General features: G+C 72.4%; 12 protein-coding genes. 7 read left to right on the top strand and 5 right to left on the bottom strand.

Translation table 11 applies throughout. The features are described 5' to 3' along the window. The first annotated feature begins 117 nt into the window (after positions 1 to 117). Positions 118 to 1,344 carry a serine hydrolase domain-containing protein gene (locus tag ACIQCH_RS22085; RefSeq protein WP_402583293.1) on the top strand — a complete coding sequence of 409 codons (1,227 nt, stop codon included), beginning with the start codon at positions 118 to 120 and terminating at the stop codon, positions 1,342 to 1,344. Here the strand turns inward: ACIQCH_RS22085 and ACIQCH_RS22080 are convergent. The 3 genes from ACIQCH_RS22080 to ACIQCH_RS22070 all read right to left on the bottom strand — a co-directional run bounded on the left by ACIQCH_RS22080 (position 1,334) and on the right by ACIQCH_RS22070 (position 4,711). Continuing rightward, positions 1,334 to 1,855: a hypothetical protein gene (locus tag ACIQCH_RS22080; RefSeq protein WP_402583291.1), complete on the bottom strand. Its 522-nt coding sequence runs from the start codon at positions 1,853 to 1,855 to the stop codon at positions 1,334 to 1,336. The two genes, ACIQCH_RS22085 and ACIQCH_RS22080, sit on opposite strands and share 11 nt — an antisense overlap. Before the next feature lie 100 nt (positions 1,856 to 1,955). Beyond that, positions 1,956 to 3,119: a spermidine/putrescine ABC transporter substrate-binding protein gene (locus ACIQCH_RS22075; protein ID WP_402583392.1), complete on the bottom strand. Its 1,164-nt coding sequence runs from the start codon at positions 3,117 to 3,119 to the stop codon at positions 1,956 to 1,958. 152 nt (positions 3,120 to 3,271) lie between these two features. Continuing rightward, positions 3,272 to 4,711, bottom strand: coding sequence for a gamma-aminobutyraldehyde dehydrogenase (locus ACIQCH_RS22070; RefSeq protein ID WP_402583289.1), 1,440 nt, complete (start codon positions 4,709 to 4,711; stop codon positions 3,272 to 3,274). A 169-nt stretch (positions 4,712 to 4,880) separates the two neighbouring features. On the opposite strand from ACIQCH_RS22070, the gene ACIQCH_RS22065 reads away from it, so the two are divergent. The 6 genes from ACIQCH_RS22065 to ACIQCH_RS22040 all read left to right on the top strand — a co-directional run bounded on the left by ACIQCH_RS22065 (position 4,881) and on the right by ACIQCH_RS22040 (position 10,962). Then, positions 4,881 to 5,384, top strand: coding sequence for an Lrp/AsnC family transcriptional regulator (locus ACIQCH_RS22065; protein WP_030195238.1), 504 nt, complete (start codon positions 4,881 to 4,883; stop codon positions 5,382 to 5,384). Continuing rightward, positions 5,369 to 6,748, top strand: coding sequence for an aspartate aminotransferase family protein (locus tag ACIQCH_RS22060; protein WP_030195235.1), 1,380 nt, complete (start codon positions 5,369 to 5,371; stop codon positions 6,746 to 6,748). The genes ACIQCH_RS22065 and ACIQCH_RS22060 overlap by 16 nt, the downstream gene beginning before the upstream one ends. A gap of 249 nt (positions 6,749 to 6,997) precedes the next feature. Then, positions 6,998 to 7,780 carry an ABC transporter ATP-binding protein gene (locus ACIQCH_RS22055; protein WP_402583286.1) on the top strand — a complete coding sequence of 261 codons (783 nt, stop codon included), beginning with the start codon at positions 6,998 to 7,000 and terminating at the stop codon, positions 7,778 to 7,780. Then, complete coding sequence (locus ACIQCH_RS22050; RefSeq protein WP_402583285.1) at positions 7,762 to 8,826, top strand: hypothetical protein; 1,065 nt, start codon at positions 7,762 to 7,764, stop codon at positions 8,824 to 8,826. Before ACIQCH_RS22055 ends, ACIQCH_RS22050 begins: the two co-directional genes overlap by 19 nt. A gap of 26 nt (positions 8,827 to 8,852) precedes the next feature. Beyond that, positions 8,853 to 9,947 (top strand): LOG family protein, encoded by a 1,095-nt coding sequence (locus tag ACIQCH_RS22045; protein ID WP_402583283.1) that lies wholly within the window; start codon positions 8,853 to 8,855, stop codon positions 9,945 to 9,947. A gap of 88 nt (positions 9,948 to 10,035) precedes the next feature. After that, positions 10,036 to 10,962 (top strand): hypothetical protein, encoded by a 927-nt coding sequence (locus ACIQCH_RS22040; protein ID WP_402583281.1) that lies wholly within the window; start codon positions 10,036 to 10,038, stop codon positions 10,960 to 10,962. 21 nt (positions 10,963 to 10,983) lie between these two features. Here ACIQCH_RS22040 and ACIQCH_RS22035 read toward each other — a convergent pair whose 3' ends face one another. Next, positions 10,984 to 12,015 carry an ABC transporter ATP-binding protein gene (locus tag ACIQCH_RS22035; protein ID WP_402583279.1) on the bottom strand — a complete coding sequence of 344 codons (1,032 nt, stop codon included), beginning with the start codon at positions 12,013 to 12,015 and terminating at the stop codon, positions 10,984 to 10,986. Continuing rightward, the gene (locus tag ACIQCH_RS22030) at positions 12,015 to 13,628 is read right to left on the bottom strand and encodes an ABC transporter permease (protein ID WP_402583390.1); all 1,614 of its coding nucleotides are present in this window, start codon (positions 13,626 to 13,628) and stop codon (positions 12,015 to 12,017) included. The genes ACIQCH_RS22035 and ACIQCH_RS22030 overlap by 1 nt, the downstream gene beginning before the upstream one ends. Positions 13,629 to 13,685 lie beyond the last annotated feature (57 nt).

Genomic DNA, 13,685 nt, shown 5'->3' with positions numbered 1-13,685 from the left:
GCTCTCGGGCGGGATTCGCGGGACGGGGTCTGACCTGCAGTGTTGTGGGTGTCGCCGGGACTGCCGGCGGCGGCCGGCCGACCGGGCCGGTGCTCACGACGCACGGGGGAGCCCGCCATGAACGCACGCACGGCCCGCACGGTGATCGCCACTGCTCTGGTCCTCGGGATCGCGGCCGGCCCGGCCGCCGCCGCGGCGGACGGCGGCCCGGTACGGACGGCCACCGCCGCCACCGCGACCGCCACCACCACCGCGGACGGTGCGCCCGCGGACCCGGTCGTGGCCGCGCCGCCGAACGCCCGGGCCCTGCGCGAGGCCCTTTCGGGTCTGCCGGGCGCGGCCGCGACGGCGGCGCTGGTCAGGGTGGGGGGCACGAGCGGCAGCTGGCGCGGCAGCGCCGGGGTCGCGGACGTGCGCACCGGGCGCAGGGCCCTGGAGCAGGGCCGGTTCCGGGCGGGTTCGGTGACGAAGGTGTTCACCTCGGCCGTGGTGCTGCAGTTGGCGGCCGAGGGCCGGGTCGACCTGAACCGTCCGGTGACGGACTACCTGCCGGGCCTGCTGCCGGACAGCTTCACCAAGCCGGTGACGGTGCGCCACCTGCTCAACTACACCAGCGGGATCCGGCCGGCCGACGGGCCCGGGGACGCGTTCGAGGACCAGTGGGCGGCCCGCTTCGACCACCGGGACCCGCGGGAGCTCATCGCCGACGCGGTCGCCAAGGGGCCCGAGTTCGATCCCGGGACGGCCCAGCACTACCTGAACATCGACTACACGATCCTCGGCGTGCTCATAGAGAAGGTGACGGGCACGTCCTACGCGGAGGCGGTGGGCACGCGGATCCTCAAGCCGCTCGGCCTGCGCCACACCTCGTTCCCCGGCGACGACCCGCGCATCCACGGCCCGCACAACCACGGCTACCAGGCGGTCGGCCGCCCGGACGGATCGACGGAGCTGCGGGACGTCACCGAGTGGGGGCAGACCGGCGAGAAGGCGGCCGGGGACATCATCTCGACCACGGCCGACCTGGAGCGTTTCACGTTCGCCCTCTTCCGCGGCCGGGTGGTGCCCGAGCCGCAGCTGGAAGAGATGTTCACGGTCCCCGACGTGAAGGACTTCGCCACGGGCGGGCCCGCCCGGCTGACCGCGGGCCTGTCCCGCATCGTCCTGCCCGACGGCACCGTGGCCTGGGGCAAGACCGGCGGCCGCTACGGCTACAACACGGCGATGGGCGGCACCCGCGACCTGTCCCGCACCCTCGTCTACTCCGTCAACTCCACCGACGCCAAGGGCGAGTCCATGAACCCGGTGGCCCTGCGCATCCTGATGGCGGCCTTCACGAAGTGACACCGCTGCCGCCCGCTTGCCCGCCCGCGAGGGCGGGCGCGGCGAGCGGGACGTCGAGGGCGCCGAGCCGCTTGATCATGCGGTGCACGACCAGCAGCGGGATCACCCCGAACACGCCGAACGACATGTCGATCAGGGACCAGCCGAAGGGGATCCCCCGCACCGGTCCGCAGATCAGGGCCAGCGGGATGATCCCGGCACAGGCGATCATCCCGAACTCGACCACCCAGATGTTGCGCACCGGGTCCCGGTAGGGGCCGTAGAAGGCGACGGCGATGACGAGGTGCGCGAAGGCGAGCCAGTCGGTGCCGTACAGCAGGAACGGGTAAGAAGAGTCGGCCTCCTCCAGCCCCGCGCGGACCCGGTGGATCCACTCCGACCCGACCAGACCGTCCAGCACCCGCACCTCGCTCACCAGCGGGAACGCGGTGGCCCCACTGAGCACGAGGCACACGATGAACACGACAAGCCATATGCGTATCCGGCGCACGAGGGCGCTCCGCTCGCTCATGACGGGGAGCATACGCCCGCGTTTCTGAACACGTTCAATCGGGTCTGGTGGTGCCGGGGAAAGAGGGGGTGAGGGCCTCCCGGGAAGCCCTCGGGGGCCCTCAGAGGCCGACGATGCCGTTCCAGCGGCGGGCGAGGCGGGGGCGCTCCTCCGGGCCGATGTCGCGGGCCACCACGAGGCGCTTGCGCATGCCGGCGTCGGGGAAGATCAGCGGGTCCTCGGCCAGTTCGGCGGTCTCCTTGTCGTCGGAGTCGGCCAGGACGGCCTGGGCAGCCGGGACGGGGCAGACGTAGTTCACGTAGGCGGCGAGCTCGGCCGCGATCTCGGGGTCGTAGTAGTGGTCGATCAGCGCCTCGGCGTTGGCCTTGTGACGGGCCAGGTTGGGCACGACCATGCTCTCCGCCCACAGCTCGGCCCCCTCCTCGGGCACGACGAACTCGATGTCGGGATTGTCGGCCTTCAGCTGGATGGCGTCACCCGAGTACGCCTGGCAGGCCAGCACGTCACCCTTGCTCAGGTCGGAGGTGTAGTCGTTGCCCGTGAAGCGGCGGATGTGCTTGCTCCGCACCATCCTCTCGATCCGGTCGCACACCCGGTCGAAGTCGGTCTCGGTCCAGCGGGTGGTGTCGACGCCGTCGCCCTGCATGAGGAGGGCGAAGGATTCGTCGAGCCCGGAGAAGAGCGTGACCTTGCCCGCCAGGTCGGGGCGCCACAGGTCGGCCACCGACCTGATCTCCCGGCCGAGCTTGCGCCGGTTGTACGCGATCCCGGTGATGCCGCTCTGCCAGGGCACGGTGTGCATCCTGCCCGCGTCGAACGAGGGGCTGCGCAGCAGCGGGTCGAGGTACTTGGCCACGTTCGGCTGGGCGGCCCGGTCCATCTTCTGGGCCCAGCCGAGGCCGACGAACCGCGCAGCCATCCAGTCACTGACGACGACCACGTCGTGGCCGGTCTCCTGGCGGTTCATCAGGGCCGGGCTGACCTTGCCGAAGAACTCGTCGTTGTCGTTGATCTCCTCGGTGTACCGCACGGCGATGCCGGTGCGCTTCGAGAAGGACTCCAATGTGGGCCGCCGGGCCGCGTCCGCCTCGTCCGTGTCGATGTACATCGGCCAGTTGGAGAAGCTGACGGACTTCTCGCGGGCGGAGCGGTCGGGCGCCGAGCGCTTGCCCTCCGCCACGTACGCGGCCGGGACACCGCAGCCGGTGAGGGCGGCCAGCAGGCCCGCCGCTCCGAGTCCGCGCAGCGCCGCGCGGCGGGAGATACCGAGTTCAGGCATGGGCCAAGCCTCGGGGAAGCCGAAAGGGGCGAGCAATAGACAGTGTGTCTAACGCCCGCCCCTTCAGGACCCACGGTTGATCACTCCTGGCGGCCGACCGCCGCCGGAGTTCCCGGCGCCGCGTGCGGCGCCGGGGATCAGCCCTCGATCGAGGTCATCACGTGCTTGATGCGCGTGTAGTCCTCGAAGCCGTAGGCGGAGAGGTCCTTGCCGTAGCCGGACTTCTTGTAGCCGCCGTGGGGCATCTCGGCGACCAGCGGGATGTGGGTGTTGATCCACACGCAGCCGAAGTCGAGCTTCTTGGACATGCGCATCGCGCGGGCGTGGTCCTTGGTCCACACGGAGGAGGCGAGGGCGTACTCGACGCCGTTCGCGTACTCCAGGGCCTGGGACTCGTCCGAGAAGGACTGGACCGTGATGACCGGTCCGAAGACCTCGTTCTGGACGATCTCGTCGTCCTGCTTGAGGCCCGAGACGACGGTGGGGGCGTAGAAGTAGCCCTTGTCGCCGACCTGGTGGCCGCCGGCCTCGACCTTGGCGTGGGCGGGCAGGCGCTCGATGAAGCCCGAGACCTGCTTGAGCTGGTTCGGGTTGTTCAGCGGGCCGTACAGCACGTCCTCGTCGTCCGGCTGACCGGTCTTGGTGTCCTGGGCGGCCTTGGCCAGCGCGGCGACGAACTCGTCGTGCACGGCGGCCTGGACGAGCACGCGGGTGGCGGCGGTGCAGTCCTGGCCGGCGTTGAAGAAGCCCGCCACCGCGATGTCCTCGACGGCCTTGGCGATGTCGGCGTCGTCGAAGACGACGACCGGGGCCTTGCCGCCCAGCTCCAGGTGGACGCGCTTGAGGTCCTTCGAGGCGCTCTCCGCGACCGACATGCCGGCGCGCACGGAGCCGGTGATGGAGGCCATCGCCGGGGTGGAGTGCTCGACCATGGCGCGGCCGGTCTCGCGGTCACCGCAGATGACGTTGAAGACGCCCTTGGGCAGGACGGAGTCGATGATCTCGGCGAGCAGGACCGTCGAGGCCGGGGTGGTGTCCGAGGGCTTGAGCACCACGGTGTTGCCCGCGGCGATGGCCGGGGCGAACTTCCACACGGCCATCATCATCGGGTAGTTCCACGGCGCGACCTGGGCGCAGACGCCGACCGGCTCGCGGCGGATGATCGAGGTCATGCCGTCCATGTACTCGCCGGCCGAGCGGCCCTCGAGCATGCGGGCGGCACCCGCGAAGAAGCGGATCTGGTCGACCATCGGAGGAAGCTCCTCGCTGGCCGTCAGGCCCAGCGGCTTGCCGGTGTTCTCCGACTCGGCGGCGACCAGCTCGTCGGCGCGGGCCTCGATCGCGTCCGCGATCTTCAGCAGGGCCTTCTGGCGCTCGGACGGGGTGGTGTCGCGCCAGCCCGGGAAGGCGGCCTCGGCGGCGGCCATGGCGGCGTCGACGTCGGCCTGGCCGGACAGCGGGGCGGTCGCGTAGACCTCGCCGGTGGCGGGGTTGACCACCTCGGTGGTCCGCCCGTCGGCGGCATCCCTGAACTCCCCGCCGATGTAGTTGCGCAGACGACGCAGTTCGGTGGTCACTACAGCCACTCTCCTGATCACATGTCCAATGGTTGAGACAAGCCCCAAGCCTAGCCTCTTGGGCGACGCTTTCGACAGGGCCACGCGCCACAAGCTACGAAATCAGTGAGATCTAGAGGCGAAGACAACGGATTTCATTGATTCCGGGTTGCGGAACTGTCGACTCCTCGTGCACAGTGAGGTCGTGGTCAGTCGAAACCCAGATTCCAGGAACCGGCACCCGTCGCCGTCGATCGATGCTGTCTCCCTGGCGATCATCGAGCAACTGCAGGAAGACGGGCGCCGCCCCTACGCGGCGATCGGCAAGGCCGTGGGCCTTTCCGAGGCGGCCGTCCGCCAACGCGTCCAGAAGCTGCTGGACCAGGGCGTCATGCAGATCGTGGCCGTCACGGACCCGCTCACCGTGGGCCTGCGGCGCCAGGCCATGGTCGGCATCAACGTCGAGGGCGACCTCGACCCCGTGGCCGACGCACTGACCGCGATGGCCGAGTGCGAGTACGTGGTGATGACCGCGGGCTCGTTCGACCTGATGGTGGAGATCGTCTGCGAGGACGACGACCACCTGTTGGAAACGATCAACAAGCGGATCCGCACGCTCCCCGGGGTGCGGTCCACCGAAAGCTTCGTATACCTGAAGCTGAAGAAGCAGACCTACATGTGGGGAACCAGATAACCGTGACCCAGGACCTGTCCAAGACCGCGTACGACCACCTGTGGATGCACTTCACCCGCATGTCCTCGTACGAGAAGAACCCCGTCCCCACCATCGTTCGCGGTGAGGGCGCCTACATCTACGACGACAAGGGCAAGCGCTACCTGGACGGTCTCGCCGGACTGTTCGTGGTCAACGCCGGTCACGGCCGCAAGGAGCTGGCCGAGGTCGCCTACAAGCAGGCGCAGGAGCTCGCGTTCTTCCCCGTGTGGTCGTACGCGCACCCCAAGGCCGTCGAGCTCGCGGAGCGGCTGGCCGGCTACGCGCCGGGCGACCTGAACAAGGTCTTCTTCACCACCGGTGGCGGCGAGGCGGTCGAGACCGCCTGGAAGCTCGCCAAGCAGTACTTCAAGCTCAAGGGCAAGCCGACCAAGTACAAGGTCATCTCCCGCGCGGTCGCCTACCACGGCACCCCGCAGGGCGCCCTGTCCATCACCGGCCTGCCGGCCCTGAAGGCCCCCTTCGAGCCGCTGGTCCCGGGCGCCCACAAGGTGCCGAACACCAACATCTACCGCGCCCCGATCCACGGCGACGACCCCGAGGCCTTCGGCCGCTGGGCCGCCGACCAGATCGAGCAGCAGATCCTCTTCGAGGGCCCCGACACCGTCGCGGCCGTCTTCCTGGAGCCGGTGCAGAACGCCGGCGGCTGCTTCCCGCCGCCGCCCGGCTACTTCCAGCGCGTCCGCGAGATCTGCGACCAGTACGACGTCCTGCTCGTCTCGGACGAGGTCATCTGCGCCTTCGGCCGCCTGGGCACGATGTTCGCCTGCGACAAGTTCGGCTACGTGCCGGACATGATCACCTGCGCGAAGGGCATGACCTCGGGCTACTCCCCGATCGGTGCCTGCATCGTCTCGGACCGCATCGCGGAGCCCTTCTACAAGGGTGACAACACCTTCCTGCACGGCTACACCTTCGGTGGCCACCCGGTGTCGTCGGCGGTGGCCCTGGCCAACCTCGACATCTTCGACAAGGAAGGCCTCAACCAGCACGTGCTGGACAACGAGTCCGCCTTCCTCAAGACGCTGCAGAAGCTGCACGACCTGCCGATCGTCGGCGACGTCCGCGGCAACGGCTTCTTCTACGGCATCGAGCTCGTGAAGGACAAGAACACCAAGGAGTCCTTCAACGACGACGAGATCGAGCGCGTGCTCTACGGCTTCCTCTCCAAGGCGCTGTACGACGCCGGCCTCTACTGCCGCGCCGACGACCGCGGCGACCCGGTCGTCCAGCTGGCCCCGCCGCTGATCTCGACCCAGGAGCAGTTCGACGAGATCGAGCAGATCCTGCGGTCGGTGTTCACCGAGGCGTGGACCAAGCTGTAACAAGCCCGCCGCGGCTCGCCCCAGGCACCCGTCCCGCCTGCCGGGCCCAGCCGGGACACATGGCCCGGATCCTCCGTTCGAGTGAGAACGCGAGGGTCCGGGCCATGTGTCGTCCGGACCCCGTCACCGTCGCCCCTGCGGTGCCCAGTGACCTGTCGGCCCGTCGTTTCGTTCCCCCGGACGGAGGAAACGGGAAAACGGGAAATGCGGCATCAAGATCCGCAGTCGACGCGAACCGAGGTGTACGCCATGGTGGCCCCGCCGGACAACGACGTGCTGTGGGCACGGTCCCTGCACTGCTCCCCCCGGGGGTCCACCCGGACGGGCTCGGTGGTGGGCGCGCCCGCGCTCACCGGCGTCTCCCTCGGCGTCCGCGAGGGCGAGATCCTCGCCGTCACCGGCCCGCGCGGCAGCGGCAAGACCACCTTGCTGCGCTGCCTGTCCGGACAGCTGCGCCCGGACGAGGGCGAGGTCTGGTTCAACAGCCTCCCCGTCCACACCATGAGCCCGCTGGCCCGCGAGCGGCTGCGCCGCGACCGGTTCGGCTGGATCGGACCCGAGCCCCGGCTCGTACCCGAGCTGAACGTGTGGGAGAACGCGGCCCTGCCCCTCCTCGTCGGCGGCGCCCCGCACCGCACGGCCAAGCGCGCCGCCCTGGAGTGGCTCGACCGCCTCGACATCGGCGACCAGGCCCGCAAGCGCCCCCGGGCACTCGACCGCGCCCGTGCCCAGCGCGTCGCCCTGGCCCGCGCCCTCGTCACCCTGCCCTCCGTGGTCTTCGCCGACGAGCCGACCGCCCCGTTGCACCGCGCCGACCGCGCCCTGCTGCTGCGCACGCTCACCGCGGCCGCCCGCTCGCACGACATCACCGTGGTCCTCGCCACCCACGAGGCCGAGACCGCCGCCCTGGCCGACCGCACGCTCGGCCTCCTCGACGGCCACCTCGCCGGCGCCGTCCCCCCGCCGGCCTCCGGGGCCGCACCCCGCCCCGGCGAGGCGGAAGGCCGCGACTCGTGCTCAGTCTCCGCCTAGCCCGCGGCGGCCGGCCCCTCGTCCAGCTGCGCAGACTGCTGGTCGCGGCGGCCGCCGCCGGTACGGGTCTCCTGCTGCTGGCCGTGCTCGCCACCGCCGCGGCCCGACCGCAGGGCCAGCTGCCGCGATTGCTGTGGTGCGCGGTCCCGCTCGCCCTGACCGTGCAGCTCGCCGTCGCCGTGACCCGTACCGACCCGGCCGTCCGGCCCCGCGAGGACCTCGATGCCGTGGGGTTCGGCCCCGTCCGCCTGATCCGCGTCGCCGCGCTGTCCGCCGCCATCGCCTGCGCGCTGGGCAGTGCGCTCGCCCTCGCCCTCTTCCTCCACCTGCGCGGCGACCTGACCGGCCTCCCCTTCGACGGCGCCGCCGCCGACGCGCTCCGCGCCGGCCACCACCTCCCCGTGGCGGCCGCCCTCACCCTGCTCGCCCTGGCACCGCTCGCCGCCGCCGGCGCGACCGCCCTGTCGGTCCGCACCCGCACGACACGGGCCCCGCACGAGGGGCTGCCGTGGGGTGTCGCCGCCTTCGCCTGCGGGCTCGCCGTCCTGGCGTACGCCGGCGGCGGCACGGCGGGCCGGCTGCCCGGCTGGGCCCTGACGACCGTCGGCCTGGCGCTGGCCGGGCCGGCCCTCGTCCAGGGTTGCGGCGCGCTCCTCCAGTTCGTCCGCCCCGGCGCCGTACGCCTGCTCGCCGGGCGGGGCCTGCAGGAGGAGGCGGGGCGCGTCGGCCGGCCCCTCGGGGTGCTCGTCGCCGTCGCCGCCTGGGCCGTGGCCGCGGCCGCGGCGGACGGCGGGCCCGTACCGGTCGGACCGGCCGCCGGCGGCGCGGTGGCGCTGGCGGTCCTCTGCGCGCTCGGCGCACTCCTGACGGCGGCGGTCGAGTCGCGGCAGACCCGGGCGGCCACCCGCGAGACCCTCCTCGACCTGGGCACACCGGCCGCGGTGCTGCGCTCGGCGGCTCTGCTGCGGGCCGCGGTCCTGCCGGCGGTGTGCGGACCCGTGGTGTGGGGTGTGGCGGAGCTGACCCGGAGGGCACTGGCCGGGTAGCCGACCTCGGCCCTTAGGGTGACGGGATGTCCCATGACATCGAGATCGAGACCCTCGCCGAGTTCGACCAGGTCGTCGCCCGGGGTTCACTGAGCGGGTACCGGATCCAGTCGGTGAACCTGATGGAGCGCACCTTCGCCCTGCTGGCCGCCGACACCTCCGCCGCGGTGTTCCTCGGTTGCCCGATGGAACCGGACGCCTCCGCCAAGGTGCGGGCCGACGGTGCGCTGGTGTTCCCCCCGGTGCCCGACCTGCCGTTCGACCCGTACCGCGGGCTGCTCTACACGCCGGAGGAGCTCTTCGCCGGCCTCGACCGGGACGGCTACGACGCCACGCCCGACGCCCTTGCGTACGCCTGGTTCCAGCACAGCAGGGCCGACGGCGACGTCCTCTCGTCGATGCTCCGGTCGATCCACGACGACGCGATCTCCGACGCCCTCGACGAGCACCTCGCCGGTGCCCCGGTCGTGGGCGTGATGGGCGGCCACTCGATGGACCGCGGCGGCGCCGCGTACGCCGGCGCCGCCCGGCTGGGCCGGGCGCTGGCCCGGACCGGGCTGACCGTGGCGACCGGTGGCGGGCCGGGTGCGATGGAGGCCGCGAACCTGGGCGCGTACCTGGCCCCGTTCGATGACGGCGCGCTGCCCGAGGCGCTCGACCTGCTCGCCAAGGCCCCCTCCTTCACGCCCTCGGTCACCGACTGGGCGGAGGCGGCCTTCGCGGTGCGCGAGCGCTGGCCGGGCGGCGGGGACTCGATCGGCATCCCGACCTGGTTCTACGGGCACGAGCCGCCGAACGCCTTCGCCGGCGGAATCGCGAAGTACTTCGCCAACGCCACCCGCGAGGACGGACTGCTGGCCCGTTCCACCGCCGGAGTGGTGTACCTCCCGGGCGCGGCCGGCACTGTCCAGGAGATCTTCGACAACGCGACCCCCAACTACTACGGGTCGCGCGGCGAGCCGACCCCGATGGTGCTGGTCGACCGCGCCCACTGGACCGAGCACCTGCCGGCCTGGCCCCTGCTCCAGGCCCTGGCCCGCGACCGCGCCATGGAGACCCGCATCGCCCTGGTCGAGTCCGTCGACGAGGTCCCCGACGCCCTGGCCCGGCTCTCCTCGTGACCTGACCGGCCGGCCCAGGCAACCTCCGGACCCGAACCCACGTCTGCCAGGAGTACGCGAAACCTGCCAGACGTGAACGGAGCCCCTCGTGCTCATAGGCCTGCTGACCGCCATCGCGGCCTCGATCTGCTACGGCACCGGATCGGTCCTGCAAGCGGTGGGCTCCCGCCGGGCCGCCGGTGCCGAGCCGGACCCCACGGGTCTGACCCAGCACGGCGGCCCGAACCTGTCGTCCACCGCCAAGGCCGCGCTGACCTGGGAGTTCATCCTCGGCACGGTGCTGGACTTCGTCGGCTTCGGCCTGGGCGCCCTGGCAGCCCGGCTGCTGCCCCTCTTCCTGTCCCAGACCGTCATCAGCGCCAACCTGGTGATCACCGCGGTCCTGAGCGTGAAGCTGCTGGGCATCCGCCTCACCCGCAGGGAATGGGCCTCGATCGGCGTCGTGTGCGGGGCGCTCGTCATGCTCGCCACCGCTGCCGGCCACGAGGGCGGCCACCACGCCGCTTCCGCGACGCACTGGTGGCTGCTGGCCGTCACGGTCGCGCTGATGCTCGGCGGTACGGTCGCCGTACGCCTCCTGGGCCCCCGGGCCGCGATCCTGGCCGGCCTGCTGTCGGGCCTCGGCTTCGGCGCGCTCGGCGTCGGCGTCCGCATCCTCGACGGCGTCGACCCGTTCGACGTCACCACCGTCCTGACCGACCCGGCCCTGTACGCCATCGTCATCGCCGGGGTCGGCGGCATGTACCTGCACACGGTCGCCCTGCAGCTCGGATCGGTCAACGGGGCCACGGCCGCGCTGGTCGTCGGCGAGACGGTCCTCCCGGGCGCCATCGGCGTCCTCTGGCTGGGCGACGCCTCCCGCCCCGGCCTCGCCTGGCTCGCCGTCCTCGGCTTCCTCCTCGCCGTGGCCGGCGCGGTGGCCGTCGCCTGGTACGGCAACCACGACCCGGCCCCCACCACCCCCGCCCCGCTCCCGACCCCCACCCCGGCCCCACCGACCCCGGTCCGAGGCTGATCCGGACCACGGCCGCACGGACTACGCCTCGCGGAGGGCGACCACCTCGGAGGGATCGAAGGCGACCCCGGTCACGACCCCGACCTCGGGCGCGAGCAACAGGTCGCACTCGGCCTCCAGCACGGGCCCACCCGCCCGCGGCCGCAGCACGAGCGCCACGTGCGTACCGCGGAAGGTCCGCGACACGACCTCGCACGGCAGCCCCTCCGCAACCGGCACCAGCCGCACCCCGGTGGGCCGCACGAGCACCCGGAACTCACCCTCGCCGGTCCCCTCCGGCACCGGGATCTTGCCCCACGGCGTGTCGGCCGCGAGCCCGCTCACCGTCGCCGGCACCACGTTGTCGAAGCCGAGGAAGCGCGCCACGAACTCCGAGGCCGGCCGCTGCCAGACCTCCAGCGGGGTGCCGGCCTGCGCGATCCGGCCGTCCCGCATCACCACGACCCGGTCGGCGAGCGCGAAGGCCTCGCCCTGGTCGTGCGTGACGGCCAGCACCGTCGTACCGAGCCGGTGGAACAGCTCGCGCAGCTCCACCACGAGCCGCTCCCGCAGCCCCCGGTCGAGCTGCCCCAGCGGCTCGTCGAGCATCAGCAGCCGCGGCCGCGGCGCCAGCGCCCGGGCCAGCGCCACCCGCTGCTGCTCACCGCCCGACAGGGCCGCCACGGACCGTCGCCCCGCGCCCGGCAGCCCCACCAGCTCCAGCAGCTCCGCCACCCGGGCCTGCTGCTCCGCGCGCCCGGCCCCGCGCATCCGCAACCCGAAAGCCACGTTCCCGGCCACGTCCCGCTGCGGGAACAGCTGGTGGTCCTGGAACATCAGGCCCACCCCCCGCTTGTGCACCGGCACCCCGGCCTGGTCGGCCCCCGCGAGCCGGACCCGCCCGGCGGCGGCCGGCTGCAGGCCGGCCACCACCCGCAGCAGCGTGGACTTGCCGCTGCCGCTGGGCCCCAGTACGCACACGATCTCGTGCTCGGCCACGGACAGCTCGACGGCGTCGAGCACGGTCCGCGCTCCGAAGCGGACGGACACCCCGTCCAGTTCCAGCAGCGTCATCAGAAGTCCCCCGATCCGGACCGCTCGGGCCGCAGCCGCTCCAGGACGAGCAGCGACACGGCGCACACCACCATCAGAATCGTGCTCAGGGCCATCGCCTGCCCGTAGTTGAGCTCCCCTGCCCGCCCCAGCAGCCGCGCCACCGCCACGGGCAGCGTCGGCCGGTCGGGCCGGGCGATGAACACGGTCGCCCCGAACTCGCCGAGCGAGACGGCGAACGCGAACCCGGCCGCGATCAGCAGCGCCCGCCGCACCAGCGGCAGGTCCACCTCGCGCCAGGCCCGCAGCGGCGAGGCCCCGAGCACCGCGGCCGCCTCCCGCAGCCGGCCGTCCACGGCACGCAGCACCGGCAGCATCGTGCGCACCACGAACGGCACGCCGACCAGCGCCTGGGCCAGCGGCACCAGGATCCACGAGGTCCGCAGGTCCAGCGGCGGCTCGTCCAGCGTGATCAGGAAGCCGAACCCCACGGTCACCGCGGACACGCCCAGCGGCAGCATCAGCAGGGCGTCGAAGCCGCGCACCAGCCGCCCGCCGCGCCGGGTGAGGGCGGCCGCGGCCAGGCCCCCGACGCCCACGGCGATCGCGGTGGCGGCGAGGGCGTACTCCAGCGAGTTCCAGATCGCCTCCAGCGGCGGCACCAGGAACGTGCCCCCGTCGGCGGACCCGAGCTCCCGGTAGAAGTCGAGGCCGTACCCGCCAGGGGCGTCGAAGGACCGTTCCACCAGCACGCCCAGCGGTACGGCGATGAGCAGGGCGACGGACAGGAGCACGCAGCCCAGCAGCGCCCACTGCCCGGTCCCGCGCGGCCGGTGGGCCGTCCGGTCCGGGTCGACCAGCCGCAGCGCGGTCTCGCGTCGGCGCACGGTCCAGGAGTGCACACCGAGGATCACGCCCACCGCGGCGAACTGCACCAGGGTGAGCACCGCGGCCGTCGGCAGGTCCAGCAACTGCGCGGTCTGCCGGTAGACCTCGACCTCGAGGGTGGCGTACGCCGGACCGCCGAGGATCTGCACGACGCCGAAGGAGGTGAAGGTGAAGAGGAAGACCATCAGCGCGGCGGCCGCCACGGCCGGTGCCAGCGCGGGCAGCGTCACCCGCCGCCAGGCGGCGAACCGGCCGGCGCCGAGCACCCGGGCGGCCTCCTCCTGACGCGGGTCCAGTTGCGCCCACAGGCCGCCGACGGTACGGACGACCACGGCGTAATTGAAGAAGACGTGGGCGAGCAGGATCGCCCACACGGTCGTGTCCAGTCGTACGCCCCACAGCTCGTCCAACAGCCCGCCCCGACCCACCAGCGCCAGGAAGGCGGAGCCGACGACCACCGTCGGCAGGACGAACGGGACGGTCACCACGGCGCGCAGCACCTGCTTGCCGGGGAAGTCGAAGCGCGCGAACACGTACGCGCCGGGGAGCGCGAGCAGCAGCGTGAGCGCCGTGGACGCGAGCGCCTGCCAGGTGGTGAACCACAGCACGTCGACGATGTCGGGCCGGGTGATCACCTCGCCGATCCGGCCGAACTGCCAGCCGTCGTCGGTCTTGATCCCGCGGCCGACGATCGCCGCCACGGGGTAGGCGAAGAAGAGGCCGAAGAACGCCAGCGGCACGGCCATGAGGCCGAGCCGCACGGCGGCGGCACGGCCGGAGGGGCGCACGCGCTCCCTCCGGTC

It is taken from the genome of Streptomyces sp. NPDC093225, from assembly GCF_044753805.1.
In the GTDB taxonomy this organism is placed as follows: domain Bacteria; phylum Actinomycetota; class Actinomycetes; order Streptomycetales; family Streptomycetaceae; genus Streptomyces.
The sequence above is the reverse complement of the archived record's forward strand: the minus strand, read 5'-3'. Positions and strand labels throughout refer to the sequence as shown.